Origin of the sequence: Promicromonospora sp. AC04 (genome assembly GCF_003058225.1) — a bacterium.
Lineage (GTDB): Bacteria > Actinomycetota > Actinomycetes > Actinomycetales > Cellulomonadaceae > Promicromonospora.
The window spans coordinates 401,602-421,668 of the sequence record NZ_QBUG01000001.1 but is presented as its reverse complement, the minus strand read 5'-3'; the positions used below and the strand labels follow the sequence as shown (position 1 = coordinate 421,668).

Genomic DNA, 20,067 nt, shown 5'->3' with positions numbered 1-20,067 from the left:
GCGTCCGTCTTAGGCGCAACGATCACGCCCACAACAAGCACAGCGGGCACGTGGGGCCATCCGCACAGGGCCGTAGGCTGTTCCGCGTGGTGACCATCGGCTATGCCGCGATGCTCGAACAGTTCGCGCCCCGCGAGGCGGTGGAGCTGACGGCGCTCGCGGAGGCCCACGGCTTCTCCGGCGTCATGGCCGCCGACCACTTCCAGCCCTGGACCCCGCAGCAGGGCCAGGCGGGCTTCGTGTGGAACGTCCTCGCGGCTGCCGCGGAGCACACGACGGGCGACCTCGGGCCGGTGACGGCGCCGACCTTCCGGTGGCACCCGGCCGTGGTGGCCCAGGCGTCGGCGACGCTCGCGGCGATGAACCCGGGCCGGCACTGGCTCGGCGTCGGCTCGGGGGAGGCGCTCAACGAGCACGTGGTGGGCGGCTACTGGCCCGAGGCGCCCGAGCGGATCAACCGCATGTTCGAGGCGGTCGAGATCATCAAGAAGCTCTTCGTCGGGTCCCTGGCCGGGCGCGACGTCAAGCACGCAGGCACGTACTTCAAGCTGGAGTCGACGCGGCTGTGGACCATGCCGGAGGTGGCGCCCGAGATCCTGGTCGCGACGGCGGGTCCGGTCACCGCGCGCCGCGCCGGGCGGACGGCGGACGGGCTGATCACGCAGGCCGCGCCCCTGGAGCGGATGTCGTCCCTGCTGACCCGGTTCGCGGACGGCGCCCGCGAGTCCGGCCGCGACCCGGCGCGGATGCCCAAGGCGCTCCAGCTCCACCTCTCCTGGGCGCCCACTCACGACGAGGCGGTCGCCAACGCCCTGACCGAGTGGCCGGTCGGCGGCATGCGGTTCCCGCGGTCCGACATCCGCTCGCCGCACGACTTCGCGCAGCTCGCCCGGATGGTGCGCCCCGAGGACTTCGAGGGTCGCGTGCTGATCTCCGCCGACCCGGACGAGCACCGCGCGTCGATCCAGCGGTACGTGGACCTCGGGTTCGACCGCATCTACCTGCACAACGTGGGTCGCAACCAGCGCGAATGGATCGAGACGTTCGGCCGAGAGGTGCTCCCGAAGCTCGTGCGGTGAGCGGACGTGAGCCCGGCCGCGCCGCGATGTGAGGATGGTCCCGTGGAACGACTCAGCGTCTGGGCCCCCGACGGGCTGCCCGAGATCACCCCCGGCGACGACCTCGGCGAGCTGATCGCCGGCCTCCTGGCAGGCCAGGAGGAGCAGGACCGGCCGCGCGACGGCGACGTCGTCGTCGTCACCTCGAAGATCGTGTCCAAGGCCGAGGGGCGGGTGGTGGCCGCCGTCGACCGCGAGCAGGCCATCACCGACGAGACCGTCCGGGTGGTCGCCCGGCGGGAGCGCCCGGGGCTGCCGCCGCTGCGGATCGTCGAGAACAAGCTCGGCCTGGTGATGGCCGCCGCGGGCGTCGACGCGAGCAACACCCCGGAAGGCACCGTCCTGCTGCTCCCCGTCGACCCGGACGTCTCGGCCCGCATGATCCGCGCCGCGCTCGCCCACCGGCTGGGCCTGCGGCGGATCGGCGTCGTCGTCACCGACACGGCCGGCCGCCCCTGGCGGGACGCCCTCGTGGACATCGCGATCGGTTGCGCCGGGATCACCCCGACCGACGACCTGCGCGGCAGCACCGACAGCCACGGGCGCCCGCTCAACGTCACGGTCACCGCCGTCGTCGACGAGATCGCCGCGGCGTCCGAGCTGGTGCGCGGCAAGTCGACCGGCCGCGCCGTCGCCGTCGTGCGGGGCATGGGCAGGCACGTCACCGACGAGGACGGCCCGGGCGCCCGCGTCCTGGTGCGCGGTAGCGCGGACGACATGTTCCGCGAGGGCTCGGCCGAGGCCTACGCCCGCGGCTTCGCGGCGGGCCAGGCGGACGGCGCCTGACGACCTCGGGCTCGCGGATGTCAGACAGTGCCACTGACTCGCGGTGCCGCGGACGGCGAGTCAGCGGGCTGGTCGGACCGTGCCACTGACTCGGCGTTCTCGTTACGGCGAGTCAGTGGCATGGTCCTGATTTGGTGCAGTGGGCTACAGCGAGGGGCGGCGTGAGGTCATTCGCGCCACCGGTGAGGTGCCGTCAGGCTCCTGGGTGGTCACGGTGACGGACCAGTCCGGCTCCGGCTCGTTGTCCTCGGTGGTGTCTGACGCCGGGGTCGGCTCGTGGGCCGGTGTGCCACCGGTCGCGGGCGGTCGGTCGTCGACCGACGCGGCACTGGCCGTGGTCCCCTCATCCGGGTTCCCGGTGCTGGCTGCTCCGGTACCGGCGGGCCGAGCATCTGCCGGTGCCGGTGCCGGTGCCGGTGCCGGTGCTGGTGCCGGGCCCGACGACGGCGGCGCTGGTGCCGACGGAGGAGGCGGCACCGCCGGAATCCCGCGCGGTGGGGTGACGGAACCGGCGTCGCTGGCCGTGGCGGCAGAGGCAGGCGACGCGGGTGAGGGCGAGCCTGGTGAGGCGGGCGCCGCAGCATGGCCCGGCGCCGGAACGTCCGGCGCCGGAACGCCCGGCGCCGGAGCGCCCGGTGCCGGAACACTGGGTGTAGGAGCGCTGGGCGCCGGAACACTGGGTGTGGGGGCGCTGAGCGCAGGGGCGGGCGGGGTCGCGGCACTTCTCGGTGCAGGCGCCGCGGCTGCCGTCTGGTTCGCCGACAAAGCTGCCTGAGCCGGGGCGGGCAGCGTCTGTACCGGAACGACCGGCGTCTGTACCGGAGCGACCGGCGTCTGTCCGGTAGCGACGGGGGGTTTCGCGGCGCTCGGCGCCGAAGCCGCCGGAGCAGCGCCACTCGGCGCCGGAGCCGCCGGAGCAGCGCTACTCGGCGCCGGAGCTGCAGCAGTCGCTTGAGCAGGCGCCGGAGCAGCAGTCGCCGGAGCCGCGGCCCCCGCCGTCGGAGCCGCAGCCCCCGTCGGAGCCGCCTGCAAAGACACCCCCGCACCCGCTGCCGTCACAGCCCCCGCACGCGGCCCCGGCCCGCCTGCCGCACCACCGCCCGCCCCGCCCCGGGTCGCCGAGGGGACGGGCTCGACGTCGGGCAGCGGGGTCTCCAGCAGGACCACGTCCACGCGCGACTCCCGCATCTCCCGGCAGGTCGCCAGGCCGATGCCGCCCACGTAGTCCTCGAGGGTCTGCAGCAGCTTGAGCGGCGTGGCCAGGATCATGTGGAACCCGAACGCGGCGAACGTGTCCATCGCGGTGCGGGTGAACGCCGTGTCGGCCTTGTCGAAGGCCTCGTCCAGCAGGATCGTGCCGTAGGCGGGCGTCGCCGAGTCGGACGCCCCGGCGAGCTGGTACCGCAGCGCCGCGGCCAGGCAGAACACCACGAGCTTCTGGCGCTGGCCGCCGGAGAGGCCGGCTGAGGAGTCGTGCACGGCCAGGGCGATGCCGCCCGCGGTGACCTCGACGCCCGTGAAGTGCACGTGCCGCCGTGTGTCCAGGCACAGGGCCCGCCAGGCGCGGTCGGCGGGGTCGCTGGACCCGAGCCGGCGTACCAGCCGCTCCAGCACCTCGTACTCCGGCTCGGTGTCGCCGGTGAGCGCGTCGAGCGTCGCGAGGAACTCCTCCACTGCGGCGGGGCGGCGCTCCTTGACGCGGATCTCCAGGTACCGGTCGGTGTCGAACGGGGAGCGGCGCAGGGACGTGTTCACCCCGACGATCCGCTCGCGGATGGCGGCGGGCGCCTGCCGGATCTCGGCGGCGAGCTTGCGCAGTGCGCGTCGCGCCTGGTCGGTGAGGAGGTCGGAGAACCGGGCCTCCTGCTCCGGCAGGCGGGACGTGCGGATGCGCTCCAGCACCTCCAGATACCGGGACCGGTCGCCGACCTGCGCGGTGAGGTCACGCGTGATGGCGGGCCAGCGGCGGCGGAACTCGGAGAGCAGCCCGACGATCTCCCGCTCGGCCGCGCCCGAGGTGCGCAGCCCGGCCTCGCGCTCCGCGTCCAGCGTCCGGGACACGGTGAGCGAGACGTCGTCGATCACCTCGTGCGTCACCGTCTTGCGGACCGCTGCATACCGCTTCTCCAGCTCCGTGCGGTGCGCGAGCGGGATGGCGTTGGTCGGTGCGTCGCCGAGCTCGGCGACCACGCGCTCCAGGGAGCGGCGGTGGGCGCGGGCCTCGGCGAGCGTGTCGGCGGCCACGGCGGCGGCGGCCCGGGCGTGGTCCAGGCGGGTCTCGGCCGCCGCGACGTCCTGCGACGCCTGCAGCAGGTCCATCGTGCCGTCCAGCAGCCGGTCGAACGACGCCTGCGCGTCGGTCAGGTCGGCCTCGGCAGTCTCGATGTCGACCTCGCGCCACTCGCGGCGGGCCACGTGCCGCAGCGTGAGCTGACGGCGCACGGCCTCGCGCTGCTCGGCGACGGCGTCGGCCACGGCGTTGTCGGCTTCCGCGAGGCGGGCCTGCGTCTCGCGCGCGAGCTCCAGGAGCTGGTCGAGCCGGTCGTCGGCGTCCCAGCCGAGCGCCCAGTCCTCGACACCGGGCAGCACCGGCTGCTCGATCTCTTCCGGCCCGTGCTTGATCAGGCCCTCGCGGGTCACGGCGCGCTCGTGCAGGTCGAGCCCGGCGGGCTCGTCGACGCACAGGTAGTCGTACTGCTCGGACAGGCGGCGGTGCAGCCAGCCCGACGCCGGGCCGTCCTTGACCTCGACCTTGTGCACCAGCGACGAGTCGTCGGTGGACCGGGGCGCGTCGTTGCGCACGCCGACCACGCGGTAGCGCAGGCCGGGCCCGGCCTCGACGGCGCCCGCGACGGCGGCCCGGTGCGCCGGCGGGACCAGCACGAGCGTCGCCAGCGGCCGCAGGATCTCCTCGATCACGGGGCGCCAGCCGGCGTCGTCCTCCCGGACACGTAGCAGCTCGGCCGCGAACGGCAGCACGGAGACGTCGAGCCCGGCGGCCTCGGCCACGGCCCTGCGGGCCGCCGCCAGCTCGGCCGGGACGTTCGTCTGGGTCTGCCGCACGGCCTGGATCCGTCCGGCGACGGCCTCGTGCCGGTGCCCGACGGCGGAGCGCGCCGCCAGCACCTCCCGGATGTTCCCGTCGAGCGCCTCGGGCGCGCGCGACCGGCCGACCGTGGCGATCGCGCCCGTGGCCACCGAAGGCAGCGCGCCCGTGGTGACCGCCGGGACCTCGCCCGTCGGGACGGCGGGCACCTGCCCCGTCGAGACGGTCGCGATGGCGCCGGTCAGCGTCGGCACCGCGCCGGTGGCCGGCGGCCTGGAGCCACCCAGCTCCCACCGGGCCTTCTCCTTGAGCGCCGCGAACTCCGCGAACGTCTCGGGCATGTTCATGCCGACGGACTGGAGGTCGGTGGAGAGCTCGCCACGTCGCGTGCGGACCAGGGCGGCGATCTCGCCGGCCCGCTGCAGCCGGTCGGCCTGCGTGGCGAGCGCCTGCCCGCCGCGGGCGCCCAGCACGTTCACGGCCTGCTGGTGCGTGTTCGCCGCGACGTCGACCTCGGTGTCAGCGGCCTTGCGGTGATGCTGCGCCCGCTCCTCCGCCGCGCGCGCCTCCGCCAGCGCCCCGTGCGCCAGGTCGAGCTTCCACGCATCCTTGAACGTCTCCAGCGACCCGCGCAGGGTCGCCGCGCGCACACCGGCCGCCGAGCCGTCGTCGTACGTCTTGGTCAGGGCCGCGAGGCGGCCCAGGTGCTCGATCTGCCGGCGGGAGGTCTCGATGTCGGCGTACGCGCGGGCCACGTCCGCGAACTGGTGCACGGCCTGGGCCGAGAGCTCGAACGTGCCGGGCTCGTCGAGCATGTGCCCGCGGAACAGGTCGTCCAGGCTGCCCAGGTTCTTCGCCGACTGCGTGCGGTGCAGCAGCACCAGCGCCTGCTCCGAGCCGATCCCCAGGGCCTGGGTGAACGCCGCGGCGAACGGCCCGTGCCGCTCGCTCACCGTCGCGGCGGGCCACGCAGCGGTCACGCCCGCGACGTCGGGCCCGGAGCGGACGAACCGCTCGAAGTCCAGCAGACCCACGTCTTCCGGCACCACGACGTGCAGCAGGGCCGGCGTCGACGAGCCTCGCGTGAGGTGGAACAGGCGCACCAGGGTCACGGTGCCGTCGGGGGCGTCCGTGCCGTTCGAGTACCGCAGCAGGATGCCCGACCAGGTCGCGCCCTGGCGCAGGTGGTCGGCAACGACCTCGCCCGTGCTCTCGTCCGTGCGGTGCCGCCACGCGCCGCGCACGTACGAGACGACGTCCCGGTCGCCCGCCTCGCGCTCGGTGGCGCCCGTCCCGGCCGCCGCCACGTTGAACCGCAGGTGCTCCGGCGGGGTCAGGACCGCGGCGACGGCGTCGACCAGCGACGACTTGCCCGAGCCCGAATGGCCCGTGAGGAGGAACCCCTCACGCGGCACCGGCACGACGTGGTGCCCGGAGAACGTGCCCCAGTTGACCAGCTCGACGCGCGAGAGGCGCCACTGTCCGGCGTGCGGGGTCTTCATGCGCTCTCCTTCGCAAGTCGGGCGTACTCGGCGCTCAGCGCCGCCACCTGGTCCGCCCCGAACACGGTCCGCAGCACGGGGGAGACCGTGCACCGGTCCCCGCTGAGCGGCTCCAGCATGCCCGACTCGATCAGCCGGGCCCACGTCGCGTCCAGCTGTCGGCTGAAGTCCATGGGCGAACCACCGCCGCGCCGCCGGTACATCGCGAGGTGGTCGGCCGCCTCGTCGCGGCTGACCGCCACGCGCCCGTCCGCCGAGTCCAGCAGCAGGGCGCGCAGGTGCAGCAGCAGCGCCGTGTCGAGGAACGTCAGCGCCACCTCGCGCACCACCTGCGGAGCGTCCGGGGCCGGCACGTCCCGCAGGAACGCGACCTGCGCGTCGGCGTCGACAACCAGATCGAGGTACTGGTCGGCGAGGCGCTCGCGGACGACGTCCTCGTGGGCCAGGAGCGCGCGCCACGTGTCCGCATCGGGCTCGGCGGCCAGGTAGGGACCCCGCACGAGCCGGGCCAGCGCGAGGCGCGCGGGCGCGGGCAGCGTGCCGTGGTCGCCCGGCCAGAGGCGGGTGCCTGCCTCCCCGCCGGCGCCTTGGCCGTCGGTGATTCCCGTGCCCGACGGCGCGGACGACGCACCGCCGCCGGCCGGTCGTCCGGGGCGTGCGGTGCGGAGGTCTGCCGGGTCGGGCCTGGTCACGCCGGATCCTGTCACGTCGGGTTCGGTCACGGGACATGCTCCTCGAACTGGTGCTGGGGAAGTACGGCTCGCCGCGCGACGCCGCGCGAGGATCGCCAGTTCACGTCTTCGCGGTTGCCCGTGGGCACACCGTTCTGCTCGGCGAGCGCCAGCAGGCCGACCACGCTCGCGGCGCCCTGGGTGGCGGGGTGCGCGGCGAGCACGGAGGCAACGGTGGCGCGGCCGACACTCTCGACCCGCTCGTTCACGTGCCCGCGCAGCTCGTCCACGTCGATCTCGGAGTCGCGGGCCATGGCGCGCAGCGCGGTGAGCGAGACGACCCGGGCCGGCAGGGCCGGGTCGGCGGGCGGCGCCTCGGCGTCCTCCCCGCCGGGGTTGTGCGGTGCGAGGCCGCCGACCGACCGGGGCGCCACCGTGCCGAGGGGCAGGGTGAGGCGCATCTCGGCGCCGGGCTCGACGTCGGGCGCAGCGGCGAGGGCGGCGTCCTGCGCCTCTCCGATCAGGCGGCGCAGCGCGCGCTCGACCGGGAGCTCGCCGGACCGCACCATGCGCTGCAGCGCGCGGCGCAGCACGGCCATGGTGTCGGTGAGCTCGTCGGCGGCGTCCTGCAGCGTGGGCAGCAGCCGGCGCAGCGCGGACGCCTCGCCGGGCGCCAGGTGGACGGTGTCGAGCACGCGGCCGACGTCGTCCTGCGCCGCGTGCTCCGCCTGCCGCAGCAGGTCGCGGAACGCGACCAGGCCGCGCCCCGCCTCGGACTCGGCGAGGTGGTCGACGCCGCGATAGATGTCGTCGAGGAACGTGTCGCGCGAGCCGTCGGACTCCAGGAGCCGGCGCCGCAGCTCGCGGTCCGTGCGCTCCAGCTCGGTGCGCACCCGGGCCAGGTCGGCGGGGATGTCGCCGGCGAGGGCGAGGACCTCGCGGGCGCGCTCGGCGGCGACGTCCGGCGGCAGGGCCTCGGAGTCGCCGCGGCGGGCGCGTTCGATCTTGGCGTCGAGGGCGGCGCGCTGCTCCAGCAGGGCGGCGAGGCGGGCCTCCGGGTCGGGGTCGGCCTCGTCGGCCAGCCGGTGCAGGCCGTCGAGCACCGCGCCGAGGCGCGACGGCGTCACGGCGGGGTGGGGCCTCCTCAGGCGGGAGACGAAGCGGATGGCGAGCAGGGCGCCGTCGGACAGCTCGACCGTCTCGACGCCGGGCTCGCCGGCCGCCTGCGGGGCGCGGCGGCGCACGAGCACGCCCTCGTCGATCCACTCGGAGACATAGAAGTAGCCCGAGTAGGGCAGCTCGAAGCCCGCGCGGCGCAGCTCGGGCACGTCGTCGTCGATCCGGTCGGCGAGCTGCTCCACGGGCAGCCGACGGCGGGACGCGCCGAGGTTGCGGTCCAGCAGGACGACGGCGGCCGCGGCGTTCCTCGACCGCAGCAGCACCCACGCGGGGTGTTCCTGCAGGAGAGCGCGCACGGCGCGCGCCGCCTGGCCACGGCGACCTGACCCTTGCCCGGCGGCCTGCCGGGGAACGGCAGCGTCACCCGGTGAGCTCGCAGTACCCATGGGGGCTGAGAGTAGTAGGCCAACGTGTCGGCGCGGCACCCCCGGAGGAAACATGGCGACACATGGTCTGTCGCTGAGCCGCGACGGCCATAGACGTATAGAGTCAGGTCTCACAGGGCTTGCCGGAAAACAGATCTTCACTTTCCGGCGAGTCCTGTCGTGCGTCATGGCACGTTTCGATGGCCGAGCATCGACGGGAGGGCACCTTGCTCACGACCGCAGCCCAGATCATTATCAGGATCAGAGCCGAGCGAGAGCTCAGCATGAGTTCGCTGGCCGTGCTCGCGGGCGTCCCCACGTCGACGATCAGCCGCATCGAGTCGGGGCAGATCGAGCCCACGCTGGGAATGATCCGCCGCATCGCCCTGGGCGCCGGCTACCACCTGCACCTGCAGTACTACGACCTGTTCTCGGGCAAGCTCGAGGACGACGCGGTCCAGGTGAGCGCCGCCGAGAGGACGGGTAATGGGGAGGGCGACGAGGAATCCGAGCGCTAGGGAGGGTTCGCCGGTGTCCGCTACCTTGTCTACGTATGGGATGTCTGCGCGGGGGGCGCGAGCGCGCAGGGGGACGGCGCGGGGGGCGCGTTCCCCCGGTCTGTGACATTGCACCCAATTCTGCTGGATTCCGGGCACGCGCTCTCACTCAGGTTGTGCCGCTGATTCCTCTGAGCAATATGGTCGTCATATGCCGAACGTCATGATCCCCGCCGAAGTGCGGGAGGACGTAGAGACACTGTGGGCGTTCCACGACCTGCAGCACGAGCCGCGGCCGGTCGACGTCTGCATCGGTCTGGGCGGTCACGACCTGGGCGTGGCCGACTACACGGCCGACCTCTACCTCGAAGGGCTGTTCCGGCAGATCGTCTTCACCGGGGCGAACGCACCCACCACCGTCGACGCCTTCCCCGAGGGTGAGGCGTTCGGCTACCGCGACCACGCGATCGCCCGTGGCGTGCCCGCCGACGCCGTGCTCGTCGAGCCGGCCGCCACCAACACGAGCGAGAACCTGGAGCTGAGCCGCAAGCTGCTCGCCGAGCACCAGGTCGAGCCGTCCTCCGTGCTGCTCGTCTCGCACCCCTACCAGCAGCGACGCGCGTTCGCGACGTGCCGGGTGGTGTGGCCCGAGGTCGACGTGCTGTGCGTGTCCCGGCCCCTGGCGCTCGACGCCTATCTGGAGGCGATCGGCGACGCCGACCGGGTCGTCGACATGCTCGTCGGCGAGACGCAGCGCCTCACGCTGTACGCCGAGCTCGGGTTCATCTCGCACGAGGAGGACGTGCCGGGCGACGTCCTGGGCGCCTTCGACCGGCTCGTGACCGCCGGCTACACGTCGAGGCTGGTGGAGGACCGCCGTCCGATCGACGTGTGATCCGCGCGTCTCGTGGCGTCTGAGGTAGATGTTACGAACCGGTCTTCTGGGACATCCCTGGCGGAGTCGCCCCGTTCTCCGTTACGTTCCGGGCATGCGCGAGGAAAACAAGAGGGGCAAGGATCCCAGGAAGTTCACCTGGCAGGAGATCCTCACGTTCGTCGCGGGTGCCGGATATGTGGCCAGCCCGATCGACCTCCTTTCGGAAGGTGTGCTGGGGCCGCTGGGCCTCGGCGACGACGCGGTGGCGATCATCATCGCCGGCGTCACCCTGTTCAAGGCGGTGCAGCGGTTCCGGCAGCACCGCACCGTGCAGGGCACGGCCGGGGACACGACGCCGGGCGGCCCCGGGTCGGGGCCGACCACGCCGGGCAAGACCGTGCCGGGTACCGCCGAGGACGTGACACCAGACCACAAGCCAAGGCGCTGACGACGGCGCCTGCCTTGGCTCCTTGGTCCGGGCAGGTTTAGTGTCGACGGCGTGACCAGCAACGACGCACCCCGAGTGCTCATAGTGGGGGGCGGCCCCACGGGTGCCGCGACGGCGGTCGCGCTGCGGCGCGAGGTGCCAGGCGCGCACGTGACGCTGGTCGACAAGGCGACGTTCCCGCGGGACAAGACCTGCGGCGACGGGCTCGGCCCGGGTGCCCGCAGGGTGCTGGACGGGCTCGGCCTGTCGAGCCTGCTGGAGCCGTTCCACATGCCGATGTCGGTGGCGATCAGCGGGCCGGGCGGGGTCGAGGCGCTCGCGCGCGGCCCGCTCATGGAGGGCCGTGACCTCGCCGGATACGTCACGCCGCGGCTCGTCCTGGACGACCTGCTGCTCGGCGCGGCGCGCTCCGCCGGCGCGGAGGTCCGCGAGGGCGTGTCGTTCGAGGGCATGGCGCCGGCCGAGGGCGGGGCGGACGGCGGCGCGCGGGTCACCCTGTCCGACGGCGAGGCCACGTTCGACCTCGTGGTCGGGGCCGACGGCGCCTACTCCGGGGTGCGGCGCGCCATGGGCATCGAGCGCCCGTCGATGCGGCACACCCACATCGCCATGCGCGCGTACGGGAAGGTCACCCATCCGGACAAGCCCGTGAGCGACACCCTCCGGTTCGACTTCCTGGAGTCGCTCCTGCCGGTCTACGGCTGGGTCTTCCCGCTGCCCGACGACGGCGCGAACCTCGGCGTCGGCATCCCGGTGGACCATCTCAAGCGGCAGACCGAACGGCACGGCCGCAAGCTGCGCGACTTCTTCGACCTGTACGTCGAGGACCTGGAACGCCGGGGCTTCGAGGTGTCCGGGCTGGAGCGGGTCGCCGCGCACCAGCTGCCGCACGCCGCAGCCCGCACGCCGATGACGGCGCGGGGCCACGCCGCGGTGCTGCTCGGGGACGCGGCCGCGACGATCAACCCGCTGAGCGGCGAGGGGATCTTCTACGGCATGGCCGCGGGAGTGCAGCTCGCCGAGCATCTCGGGGCGCTGGAGCGGGCGGGCGAGACCTGGCGGGGCGAGCGGTTGCCCGGCGCCCTGGCCGGGTTCGAGCGGGCGCACCGGCATCGGTTCGGGCGGCATTACCGCGAGTGCTACCTGGCGCAGCAGCTCATGCGCTCCAAGCTCTGGGCGGGCATCGCGACCAGGGCCGTCGCCGCCGACGAGCGCGCGATGGCGCACGTGGCGCTCATGCTGTTCGACGAGCAGTCGGCGGGCTCGCGCGGCCTGCTGCGCCTGGCGGCGCACAGCGTGCGCCCGCTGCTGCGCCGCTGAGCGGGATGCTGGGCCGGAACGGCCGGGCGGTGGCACTCGTTAGGATCGTTGCACCTGATCCACCCTGAACTCGAGGACGACGATGTCACGCACCATCCGCCGGGCCCTTGCACGACTGATCTGGGCCGGCACCGGCTACCGGCTGCGCTCGGAGCCGGCCCCGACCCGGCCCACGGTGTTCATCGGGGCGCCGCACACGTCCAACAAGGACTTCTTCCTCATGTTGGCCATCGCGTTCGAGATGGACCTCAAGATCCGGTTCCTCATCAAGGACTCCTGGTTCAAGGGGCCGATGGCCGGCCTCATGCGATCGCTGGGCGGCATCCCCGTGGACCGGAACGACCCGGCCAGCATCGTCGACGAGATCCTCGCGGCCGTCGGGCGGGGCGAGGAGTTCCACCTGGTGGTGACGCCGGAGGGCACGCGCGGCGCCGGGTCGGGCTACTGGAAGTCGGGGTTCTACCGCATCGCGCTCAAGGCGGGCTTCCCGGTCACGCTCGGCTACGTCGACGGTGTCGCCAAGGTGGCCGGCCTCGGTCCGAGCATCGAGCTCACCGGCGACGTCCGCGCCGACATGGACGTGATCCGCGCGTTCTACCAGGACAAGTCGGGCGTAAAGCCTGCCAACCGCACAGAACCCCGCCTCCGCTCGGAATCCCCCTGACTCGTTGAGTGCTGGATATTTGCCCTTCTGACGGCCTGAACGGGGCGAAGATCCAGCACTCAACTGGTCACTTCGGGTTCAGGGAGTCCAGGACTCTTGCCAGGCCGAACTCCCAGGCGTGGGTCGGGCTGGCGGGGGCGTTCATCGCCTCGCCGGCGGCGCTCCCCACGCGCTGGGCGAGCTGATGGTCGTCGCCGAGATACTCCGCGAGCCGCCCGGCCCACCGCGCCCAGATCTCCGGCATCTCGTCGGCCCGCGGGTCGGGGCGCTGCGCCCGGGCGGACGCGCGGACGAAGTCCAGCACGAAGGTGAGGGCAGCGTCGCGGGCGACGTCGTCCAGGGGTAGCGGGTCCAGGGCGTGCAGCTCGTGGTCGTACTTGGCGATGGTGCCGGGGCCGAACGCAGTGCGGTCGTCGTCGATCTCCAGCAGCCACGGGTGCTCGCGGTGCAGGGCGAGGTTCGCGTCGGCGACGCGGCGCACCCGGGTGCGCCAGCCCGCGTTCCCATAGGTGGGCAGCGGCATGCGCGCGTACGCGGCGTCGGCCATCAGGACGAGCAGGTCGTCGCGGCCGTTCACGTGCGTGTAGACGGACATGGCGGAGACGCCGAGGGCGTCGCCGAGGCGCCGGACCGTGACGGCGGCGAGGCCCTCGGCGTCGGCCAGGGCGCGGGCGGCGTCGACGACGGCGCCCGTCGTGACGCGGGACCGGGGCCCGCGCGCGCCGCCCTGCGGGGCGGCCGGGTGATCGCGCCAGAGCAGGTCGATCAGCTCACGAGGCATGGGTCTCCAGAATCGGGGTGACGGGCCGGGAACATTCTGCAATCATCTTACGTTGTACGCCGTACAAGGTTCTGATGCGTGAAGTTCTCTGCGAGGAGTCAGCTTGAAGATCACCGGTACCGCCCTGTCCCTCAACGTGACCGACGTCGCCGCGTCGGCCGAGTTCGCCAAGCAGCACCTCGGCTTCACCGAGGCCATGTCGGACGACGGATTCGTGTCTCTCGAGCACGCCACGGCCGGCCTCAACATCGTGTTCCTGCGGGTCGGCCTGGGCACCTTCAAGCCCGAGCGCATCGCCGGCCCCGCGGGCCAGGGGATGCTCATAGCGTTCGTCGTGGACGACCTCGACAGCGAGTTCGCCCGCATCTCCGCCGCCGGGGTGGAGGTTGTCACGCCGCCCGAGACCGAGCCCTGGGGCGAGCGCTACTGCCAGTTCGCCGACCCCAACGGGATCGTGTGGCAGCTCGTCCAGTGGGTGTGAGAATGCCGTCCGGAAAGCCAACAGTGCTCTGGGCCCCTCGGGCTTAGAGCACTGTTCGACGGCGCTCAGACTCCTGCGAAATCAAACGAGTCGAGCATGCGGGCCGCCCGGTCCCGAATGCGTTCGCTGTCGTCATGTGCGGCGACATCTCGAAGTAGCGCCCGATACTCAGGCCAGGGCGTGTACGAGGTTGCCCAGATGGAAAGGTCTCGCAGCCGCTCATCGGAATGTTGAAGGCCGTCCCGGACGCGGTCGTAGACGGGCTGGTCGAACTCCAGGGGGGCGCTGAGCGCGAGCCTGATCAGCGCCCTCCCCGTCTCGTCGAAGCCCGCTCCTCGATCCATCTCTTCGAGGAGCTGCGCGCGGGACCACGAGTCCAGGTCTCGTTCGATCATGGTGATCAGCGACTCGGCTACGTTCCTCGTCGCGCCGACGACAAATGCATAGCTGTTCTGGGTGACCTCATCCTCACAGAAATGCACCTCCAGCGAGGCTTTCCCCGCCTCGAACACGAATTCCCTGGGTGCGTTCTTCGTGACGCCGGCGGGAATCTCCGCGATGAGCTGCCATTCGCGCTCGCGACCGTAGACGACGATCTCGTGCAGGGCGGGATGATCGACGAAAACTACGCGCCGGGTCGTATGTCTGCGGGTCATTCAAAAATCCCTCGGGCTACTTGATAGTGGCACCACCAGTGCGCTAAGACATGCCGCGCCGGGCAGCCTAGTGCACCGGGTTCGCGCCCGGCTCACCCGTGCGCCCAGCCGGACCACCGGGTGACGCGCACCCTGATCAGCGGGCCGTCCGGCCGGCGCTCGCGGTACTGCGGGTACCGCGCGGCGAGTGCGTCGAGCGCTGCCGCGCGGGGCTCGCCGTCGTGCTCCACGGTGGCGACGCCGTCGGCCCGTACCCACCAGAGGTGCGCCCAGTCGTCGTCGTACCGGTCCACGAGGAAGGCGACGTGCGGATTCTCCGCGATGTTGCGCAGGCGCTTCAGGTCGCGCGTGGTCTTGGGCTTGTGGTCGACGGCGACCACCAGCTCGTCGCCTGCCGGTGCGCCGGCTCCGGCGTCGGCCGCTGCGCCGTCCGTGGCGCTGCTCGCGCCTTCGACCAGGGCGAACGTCACCGGCACGAGCTGCGGCACGCCGTCGGCGTCGGCCGTAGCGAGGTAGGCGTGCCGGGCGGCAGCGAACCGGGAGCGGCAGGCGTCGGTATCGAGGCGCACGGTGTCATTCTGCCCAGCGGCGATCGTTGGCAGCTTGCCGGCTGGTCGACGGTCCCGATGTGCCGTTGCGTATATGCAACAAACGATGGCAAGCGCTGCGGAAGGCCATGAAGCCTGGAAGGCTGGGTTGGAGGTGGGCGTTGCCTTGAGCCCGATCTGAATCAAGGATATTCTTAAGAGAGGAACTCGCCTTGGCATGGGAGATCCTGATCACGGACAGCGTCGAGACATTTCTCGATGAGTTGTACGAGTCAGATCGCGAGACGCATCGATTGGTGAACGACGCGATCCAGGTCCTGGAGGACAACGGTCCGATGGAGGGGCGTCCACTCGTGGACAGCATCGTGGGATCGACGATCTCCAACCTCAAGGAACTGCGGCCCCCATCCAGAGGTCGTACTGAGGTCCGAGTGCTGTTCTGCTTCGATCCGTGGCGGTCGGCGATTCTGCTTGTTGCCGGCGATAAGGCCGGGCGGTGGAGCCGGTGGTACGTCGAAGCGATTTCGAGAGCCGAGCGGCTCTACGCCGTGTACCTGGATGAGCGTGAGAGGGAGGCTGCAGATGGACGGCGTTAAGCGCTGGCGAGACACCCGGCACCGAGACCTGGCGGTCGAGACGGCCGGTGGTGAGGCGGCTTTCAATGACGGTGTGCGGAAGCTTCTCGATGAATCGCGTGGCTGGCGCCTCGCCGAGATGCGTCTGAAGCGAGGCATGACACAGGCGGACGTGGCGTCGCAGATGGGTATCTCCGTCGCGCGCGTGTCTCAGATCGAGGCGGGCGATGTGTCGACCCAGGACGTGTTGCGGCGGTACATCACTGCGCTCGGAGGCACGCTGCACCTCGTGGCTGACTTCGGCGACGAACAGCTCAAGGTGAGCTGAGTCGTCAGTCCGGACCGATCACCGATGCTGTAGGCATGACTGACAACAACCGACGGCCTCGGCGCGCGCGCGATCTCGGGATCGTTGTGGGCGCACTGCCCACCGGGCCCTTGAACGCGATCACCGACGTGCCCGGCGTGCGGGTGGGGCACACCACCATCGTGGACGCGCCACGCCTCCACACCGGAGTTACGGCGATCGTCCCCGACGCCCTCGGCCCGGACCGGCGCAGCCTGCCGTGCGGGCTGTTCGTCGGGAACGGGTTCGGCAAGCTGGTCGGCGCCACGCAGGTGGCCGAGCTCGGCGCCATCGAGACGCCGATCCTCCTGACCGCGACCCTCAGCGCGTTCCGGGCCGCGGATGCCCTGGTCACGCACGTGCTCGCCAGCCCGGGCCACGAGGAGACGCGCACGCTCAACCCCGTGGTGGGCGAGACCAACGACGGCCGCCTCAGCGACATTCGCGCCCGTCCTGTCACGGAGGCGCACGTGCTCGCCGCCCTCGACGGCGCGACGCCCGGCCTGCCCGACGAGGGCTGCGTCGGCGCCGGGACGGGGACCATGGCGCTCGGGTTCAAGGGCGGGATCGGCACGTCGTCGCGCGAGGTCGGCGGCCGGACGGTGGGTGTCCTGGTGCAGTCCAACTTCTCGGGCACGCTGACCGTGCGTGGCGTCCCGATCGTGGCCGACGGCGGATCAGCAGCCATCGCGGAATCGCCGGTGACCGAGCCCGCGCCGGACGCTGCTCGGCCCCAGCCGGAAGGCAACTCCTGCATGATCGTGGTCGCCACCGACGCGCCGCTGGACGCGCGCCAGCTCGGCCGGGTCGCGCGGCGGGCCGTGTTCGCGATGGCGCGGGTTGGCTCGGACTTCACGAGCGGCAGCGGCGACTATGCACTGGCGTTCAGCACGCACGGTGCGCCGCCGTCGGGTAGCACGCCGGGCGCGCCGCCGTCGGGCAGCGGGCAGGACGCGGCCGCGGGCAGCGTGGACGACGGCGACCTGGACCCGGTCTTCGCCGCGACGATGGACGCGGTGGAGGAGGCCCTGCTGAACTCGCTGCTGACGGCGACCACGACCGTGGGGCACCGCGGCACGGCGACCGCCGTGCCCCACGACCTGGTGCTCGGCCGCCTGCGCGCGGCCGGCGTGCTGCCTCAGCCCTCGACGACGGGGCCGGTCTCGTAGTCGGCGGACAGCGTGATCTCGACGTCGATGTCCCGCGGCTGGAGCTCGACGCGCGGGCCGCCGCCGGGCTCGGCCGGACCGGCCATACCGGCGCGCATGGCGTACATCGGGGCATTGCCGCCGCCGTTGCCGCCTCCGCGCAGGCCCGCTTCGTAGATCGCGACGGGCGCCACCGGGCCGAGGCCCAGGGCGTCCGCGTACGACTGAGCGCGTACCGCCGTCTCCTCGGCGGCCTCGATCCGGGCCTCGGCCTGGAGCGACTTGCGCGTCTCGTCCGTCAGGGTCCAGGAGACCCAGTCGATGTCGACGCCCTCGACGTCCATGATGTCTGCGAGCCAGGTCGACAGGACCTCGAAGTCGCTGAACGTGACCGACAGCCGCGCCGAAGCGCGGAACCGCCGGATCCGCTGCTTGCCTCCCGACTCGGAGCTCTTGACCCGGTCGTCGTAGACGTACGAGTGCACGGACGCCGAGTCCCACCGCTCCGCGGCCCCCGCGGAGACGTGCGCCTTGGCCTGCTCCACGAGGATCGCGTGGGTCCTGGCGACCTGCTCGACGACGTCGTTGCGGAGCGTGCCCGAGAACGCGACGTGCAGGTTGACGGTGCCGCGTTCCGCCGGATGGGTGCGCTTGGCCTGGCCTTCGACAGCGATGCGAGTCATATGCGGAGTCTGCCGACTACGCCGGGGCCCGCGCCACCCCTGAGCCGAGCGTCAGCCGATCGTGCCCTTGCCCACCGTGCCGCGGGTCAGTGTGGGTTCGAGCCCGCAGAACTCTCCGTAGCGCGCGGCCTCGGCCTCGATGGCTGCCCACAGTGCGCCGGTCGGCTCCTCGGTGAGCTCGACGGTGATCTCCACGGTGCTGGCTCGCAGGATCCGCGACCATCCGCCGGCGAGCATCCCGTCCAGCATCACGAGGCCCATGTACAGCCAGCGGCTCGGCACGCCGTCGCCGGTCAGGGCGGGCCAGCTCTTGAAGTCATGGCAGAAGAACTCGTCGAACACCGACAGCAGGCGGACGGTTCCTGCCGGGGCGGGCTCGGGCAGGTCGCCGTCGGTCCAGAGGGTCATACCGGAGAGCTCGTGGCGGGTGAGCCCGGCGTCGGCCACCGCGGCGCGGGCCGCGGCCTTGGTGAGGGAGCCCCACCAGGCGACGTCGTCCGCGCGGCACGGGCCGTGCCCGCGCACGTACGCGCGGGCCAGGTGGATGCGAGCCTCGTCCTCGTCCCAGGCCTTCTGCTCCGGCAGCAGCCGGTAGGTGGCCTGCTTGCCCCGCATCGGGCCGCTCGCCACGAGCAGGTCGAGCTCCGCGTGCATCATGACCTGGCCCAGGTGCCAGCTGTCCAGCGGTGCGCCCTCGGCCTCCGCGAGCACGACGCCGATCTCCTTGCGGGTGAGCGGGCCGTGCGCCAGCGCGTCGGCGAGCACCGCGTGCCGGCGGGGGAGCAGCGAGTAGTCGAAGCCTCGCGGCCGCTCCGCCGAGGCCATCAGCCGGCGAATCCGGGGAGCGGTGGCGGTCATGAGCGGAGCCAGATCCTCGGGCACCACGTAGTGCCAGGTGGGGCGCAGGATGTGGGTGCGCAGCACCGACCCGTCGGCCAGGGCGGCCTGCACCTCCGCGAGCGTGGCCGGGGTGGCCAGCCGCTGTGCGACGCCCCATGCGGAGGAGTGCAGCTCCTGCGACTGGACGGCGCCGAGCCGGGCGACGACGCCGGGCACGGCACCGTCGTCGGCGCTCGACGGGTCCAGCGCGCCCAGGCCCACCGAGGTGAGCCGGGCCCGCTGGATCGCGTGCATGTCAGACGTAGTAGGCATCCGAGCCACCATGCCCCGCGGCCCGGGCGCGACGATGCTTCGCAAGGCTTCGGATCAGCATGATCACCCCGACCACGAACAGGATCATGACCGGGATGATCGCGAGCGGGGCCAGGACGGACAGGAATCCGAGGCCGATGCTCGTGGCATCCTCCGCCACGCTCACCACCGGCGCGGCGGTGCCGCCCGAGACGGTGTTGGCGACGACACGCCCGCCCGCCTTCGCAGCGTGTGTGCCGAGGGCGAGGATGATGCCCGACACGATCGGGATCCACTGGCCCGACTGCACGAATGCGCTCGGGTCGGTGACCGTCGCCGTCTCCGACATCGAGCCCGCGCCGAACGCGATGCCGCCGGCCGTGGGTCGGATGACCGTCTGCACCACGTCGTTGATGGAGTCCAGCACTGGGATCTTGTCGGCGATGAACTCGAGCACCAGGAGCACGGTCAGGATCGCCAGGACCCAGCCGTTCTCCAGCCACGCCCAGCCGCTGGGCAGCGTCACGAGGTCCGTGAAGCGCGAGAGCACGCCGAGGAAGATGAGTGGGATCCAGGCGTTGAGGCCCGCCGACAAAGCGAGTCCGGTTCCGGTGGCAAGTTCGAGCATGACTCGAAGTGTTCCACGGCACACCGACACTCCGGGGGCCGAAAGCGCCCGGTGTGCCCGATCCGTTATCCGGGGCCCCTTGCATCCGGACCCGTTCGTGCAAGAGTGGCTGGTGTTCACCGCAATGGTGCGCTGACCTGGAGGCTCGGATGGTCTGGACGATTTTCGCCGTGGCATCGGTGGTGCTGCTCGGGCTCTCCGCGGGGGTGTTCTACGCGTTCTCCTCGTTCATCATGAGCGGCCTCGCCCGCGCCTCCGACGACGCCGCCGGGGCCGGGATGACCGGCATCAACGAGACCGCGCTGCTCCCAGCCTTCATGAGCGTGTTCTTCGGCGCCCTCCTCGTCCCGGCCGCAACGGGCATCTGGGGCCTCGTCTCCGGGCGCGACGGCGGCGCCTGGGTTCTCGCGGCCGCCGCGGTCTACCTGGTCGGCACCTTCGGCGTGACGATGGCCCTGAACGTGCCCCTCAACAACCGCCTCCTCGCGGCCCACGACAAGGCTGCCGGGTGGCGCGCCTACTGGCGCCCCTGGACGGCCTGGAACCACCTGCGCACGCTCGCTGGCGTCGTCGCGACGGCGCTCGCGGCGATCGGGCTGGTCTGACCGGTCGGAGTC

21 protein-coding genes are annotated in these 20,067 nt (G+C 72.3%); 12 read left to right on the top strand and 9 right to left on the bottom strand.

Annotated features, from left to right (window positions below; all coding sequences use genetic code 11):
* Positions 1-86: 86 nt before the first annotated feature.
* A complete protein-coding gene (locus tag C8K30_RS01800; RefSeq protein ID WP_255415693.1) occupies positions 87-1,079 on the top strand; it encodes a TIGR03557 family F420-dependent LLM class oxidoreductase in 993 nt (330 codons plus the stop codon).
* Between the two features lie 42 nt (positions 1,080-1,121).
* Entirely contained in the window at positions 1,122-1,904 is a 783-nt protein-coding gene (cofE, locus tag C8K30_RS01795) for a coenzyme F420-0:L-glutamate ligase (RefSeq protein ID WP_108491168.1), read from the top strand.
* A 144-nt stretch (positions 1,905-2,048) separates the two neighbouring features.
* Here the strand turns inward: cofE and C8K30_RS01790 are convergent, their stop codons facing one another.
* The 3 genes from C8K30_RS01790 to C8K30_RS01780 are packed head-to-tail and all read right to left on the bottom strand — an operon-like array spanning position 2,049 to position 8,598.
* On the bottom strand, positions 2,049-6,452 hold the full coding sequence (locus tag C8K30_RS01790) for an ATP-binding protein (RefSeq protein WP_108491167.1): 4,404 nt from the start codon (positions 6,450-6,452) through the stop codon (positions 2,049-2,051).
* Complete coding sequence (locus C8K30_RS01785) at positions 6,449-7,174, bottom strand: DUF4194 domain-containing protein (RefSeq protein WP_233256917.1); 726 nt, start codon at positions 7,172-7,174, stop codon at positions 6,449-6,451. The genes C8K30_RS01790 and C8K30_RS01785 overlap by 4 nt, the downstream gene beginning before the upstream one ends.
* Positions 7,171-8,598: a DUF3375 domain-containing protein gene (locus tag C8K30_RS01780; protein WP_158280900.1), complete on the bottom strand. Its 1,428-nt coding sequence runs from the start codon at positions 8,596-8,598 to the stop codon at positions 7,171-7,173. Before C8K30_RS01780 ends, C8K30_RS01785 begins: the two co-directional genes overlap by 4 nt.
* A 269-nt stretch (positions 8,599-8,867) precedes the next feature.
* Here C8K30_RS01780 and C8K30_RS01775 point away from each other — a divergent pair, with 269 nt between their 5' ends.
* The 5 genes from C8K30_RS01775 to C8K30_RS01755 all read left to right on the top strand — a co-directional run bounded on the left by C8K30_RS01775 (position 8,868) and on the right by C8K30_RS01755 (position 12,473).
* Positions 8,868-9,185, top strand: a complete 318-nt coding sequence (locus tag C8K30_RS01775; protein WP_108491165.1) for a helix-turn-helix transcriptional regulator — start codon at positions 8,868-8,870, stop codon at positions 9,183-9,185.
* A gap of 190 nt (positions 9,186-9,375) precedes the next feature.
* Positions 9,376-10,059 carry a YdcF family protein gene (locus tag C8K30_RS01770; protein ID WP_108491164.1) on the top strand — a complete coding sequence of 228 codons (684 nt, stop codon included), beginning with the start codon at positions 9,376-9,378 and terminating at the stop codon, positions 10,057-10,059.
* A gap of 94 nt (positions 10,060-10,153) precedes the next feature.
* Positions 10,154-10,489: a DUF1232 domain-containing protein gene (locus C8K30_RS01765; protein ID WP_108491163.1), complete on the top strand. Its 336-nt coding sequence runs from the start codon at positions 10,154-10,156 to the stop codon at positions 10,487-10,489.
* 51 nt (positions 10,490-10,540) lie between these two features.
* Positions 10,541-11,809, top strand: coding sequence for an NAD(P)/FAD-dependent oxidoreductase (locus tag C8K30_RS01760; protein WP_158280898.1), 1,269 nt, complete (start codon positions 10,541-10,543; stop codon positions 11,807-11,809).
* An 82-nt stretch (positions 11,810-11,891) separates the two neighbouring features.
* Positions 11,892-12,473, top strand: coding sequence for a 1-acyl-sn-glycerol-3-phosphate acyltransferase (locus C8K30_RS01755; protein ID WP_199230293.1), 582 nt, complete (start codon positions 11,892-11,894; stop codon positions 12,471-12,473).
* Between the two features lie 67 nt (positions 12,474-12,540).
* On the opposite strand, the gene C8K30_RS01750 is transcribed toward C8K30_RS01755, so the two are convergent.
* Positions 12,541-13,254 carry a TetR/AcrR family transcriptional regulator gene (locus C8K30_RS01750; RefSeq protein WP_108491161.1) on the bottom strand — a complete coding sequence of 238 codons (714 nt, stop codon included), beginning with the start codon at positions 13,252-13,254 and terminating at the stop codon, positions 12,541-12,543.
* 103 nt (positions 13,255-13,357) lie between these two features.
* Between C8K30_RS01750 and C8K30_RS01745 the strand changes: the two genes are divergently transcribed.
* Positions 13,358-13,735 carry a glyoxalase/bleomycin resistance/extradiol dioxygenase family protein gene (locus C8K30_RS01745; protein ID WP_108491160.1) on the top strand — a complete coding sequence of 126 codons (378 nt, stop codon included), beginning with the start codon at positions 13,358-13,360 and terminating at the stop codon, positions 13,733-13,735.
* Between the two features lie 65 nt (positions 13,736-13,800).
* Here C8K30_RS01745 and C8K30_RS01740 read toward each other — a convergent pair whose 3' ends face one another.
* Both C8K30_RS01740 and C8K30_RS01735 read right to left on the bottom strand, forming a co-directional pair.
* Positions 13,801-14,391: a hypothetical protein gene (locus C8K30_RS01740; protein ID WP_108491159.1), complete on the bottom strand. Its 591-nt coding sequence runs from the start codon at positions 14,389-14,391 to the stop codon at positions 13,801-13,803.
* 92 nt (positions 14,392-14,483) lie between these two features.
* On the bottom strand, positions 14,484-14,960 hold the full coding sequence (locus tag C8K30_RS01735; protein WP_108491158.1) for a TIGR03668 family PPOX class F420-dependent oxidoreductase: 477 nt from the start codon (positions 14,958-14,960) through the stop codon (positions 14,484-14,486).
* A gap of 191 nt (positions 14,961-15,151) precedes the next feature.
* Here C8K30_RS01735 and C8K30_RS01730 point away from each other — a divergent pair, with 191 nt between their 5' ends.
* The 3 genes from C8K30_RS01730 to C8K30_RS01720 are packed head-to-tail and all read left to right on the top strand — an operon-like array spanning position 15,152 to position 17,029.
* Positions 15,152-15,535 (top strand): type II toxin-antitoxin system RelE/ParE family toxin, encoded by a 384-nt coding sequence (locus tag C8K30_RS01730; protein WP_108491157.1) that lies wholly within the window; start codon positions 15,152-15,154, stop codon positions 15,533-15,535.
* The gene (locus C8K30_RS01725) at positions 15,522-15,842 is read left to right on the top strand and encodes a helix-turn-helix transcriptional regulator (RefSeq protein ID WP_108491156.1); all 321 of its coding nucleotides are present in this window, start codon (positions 15,522-15,524) and stop codon (positions 15,840-15,842) included. The genes C8K30_RS01730 and C8K30_RS01725 overlap by 14 nt, the downstream gene beginning before the upstream one ends.
* Before the next feature lie 35 nt (positions 15,843-15,877).
* Positions 15,878-17,029, top strand: coding sequence for a P1 family peptidase (locus C8K30_RS01720; protein WP_108491155.1), 1,152 nt, complete (start codon positions 15,878-15,880; stop codon positions 17,027-17,029).
* Here C8K30_RS01720 and C8K30_RS01715 read toward each other — a convergent pair.
* The 3 genes from C8K30_RS01715 to C8K30_RS01705 are packed head-to-tail and all read right to left on the bottom strand — an operon-like array spanning position 16,999 to position 19,450.
* Positions 16,999-17,691, bottom strand: a complete 693-nt coding sequence (locus C8K30_RS01715) for an SIMPL domain-containing protein (protein WP_108491154.1) — start codon at positions 17,689-17,691, stop codon at positions 16,999-17,001. The two genes, C8K30_RS01720 and C8K30_RS01715, sit on opposite strands and share 31 nt — an antisense overlap.
* 51 nt (positions 17,692-17,742) lie before the next feature.
* A complete protein-coding gene (locus C8K30_RS01710; protein WP_158280897.1) occupies positions 17,743-18,843 on the bottom strand; it encodes a winged helix DNA-binding domain-containing protein in 1,101 nt (366 codons plus the stop codon).
* Positions 18,827-19,450 carry a DUF4126 domain-containing protein gene (locus C8K30_RS01705; RefSeq protein WP_108491152.1) on the bottom strand — a complete coding sequence of 208 codons (624 nt, stop codon included), beginning with the start codon at positions 19,448-19,450 and terminating at the stop codon, positions 18,827-18,829. The genes C8K30_RS01710 and C8K30_RS01705 overlap by 17 nt, the downstream gene beginning before the upstream one ends.
* Before the next feature lie 149 nt (positions 19,451-19,599).
* Here C8K30_RS01705 and C8K30_RS01700 point away from each other — a divergent pair, with 149 nt between their 5' ends.
* Positions 19,600-20,055: a DUF1772 domain-containing protein gene (locus tag C8K30_RS01700; RefSeq protein ID WP_108491151.1), complete on the top strand. Its 456-nt coding sequence runs from the start codon at positions 19,600-19,602 to the stop codon at positions 20,053-20,055.
* Positions 20,056-20,067 lie beyond the last annotated feature (12 nt).

What these genes read in the sequence shown, in the direction of transcription:
- C8K30_RS01725 (WP_108491156.1), top strand. Translation starts at nt 15,522, where the DNA reads ATGGACGGCGTTAAGCGCTGGCGAGACACCCGGCACCGAGACCTGGCG.
- C8K30_RS01700 (WP_108491151.1), top strand. Translation starts at nt 19,600, where the DNA reads ATGGTCTGGACGATTTTCGCCGTGGCATCGGTGGTGCTGCTCGGGCTC.
- C8K30_RS01755 (WP_199230293.1), top strand. Translation starts at nt 11,892, where the DNA reads ATGTCACGCACCATCCGCCGGGCCCTTGCACGACTGATCTGGGCCGGC.
- C8K30_RS01710 (WP_158280897.1), bottom strand. Translation starts at nt 18,843, where the DNA reads ATGCCTACTACGTCTGACATGCACGCGATCCAGCGGGCCCGGCTCACC.
- C8K30_RS01790 (WP_108491167.1), bottom strand. Translation starts at nt 6,452, where the DNA reads ATGAAGACCCCGCACGCCGGACAGTGGCGCCTCTCGCGCGTCGAGCTG.
- C8K30_RS01775 (WP_108491165.1), top strand. Translation starts at nt 8,868, where the DNA reads ATGGCCGAGCATCGACGGGAGGGCACCTTGCTCACGACCGCAGCCCAG.
- C8K30_RS01740 (WP_108491159.1), bottom strand. Translation starts at nt 14,391, where the DNA reads ATGACCCGCAGACATACGACCCGGCGCGTAGTTTTCGTCGATCATCCC.
- C8K30_RS01715 (WP_108491154.1), bottom strand. Translation starts at nt 17,691, where the DNA reads ATGACTCGCATCGCTGTCGAAGGCCAGGCCAAGCGCACCCATCCGGCG.
- C8K30_RS01765 (WP_108491163.1), top strand. Translation starts at nt 10,154, where the DNA reads ATGCGCGAGGAAAACAAGAGGGGCAAGGATCCCAGGAAGTTCACCTGG.
- C8K30_RS01770 (WP_108491164.1), top strand. Translation starts at nt 9,376, where the DNA reads ATGCCGAACGTCATGATCCCCGCCGAAGTGCGGGAGGACGTAGAGACA.
- C8K30_RS01720 (WP_108491155.1), top strand. Translation starts at nt 15,878, where the DNA reads ATGACTGACAACAACCGACGGCCTCGGCGCGCGCGCGATCTCGGGATC.
- C8K30_RS01750 (WP_108491161.1), bottom strand. Translation starts at nt 13,254, where the DNA reads ATGCCTCGTGAGCTGATCGACCTGCTCTGGCGCGATCACCCGGCCGCC.
- C8K30_RS01705 (WP_108491152.1), bottom strand. Translation starts at nt 19,450, where the DNA reads ATGCTCGAACTTGCCACCGGAACCGGACTCGCTTTGTCGGCGGGCCTC.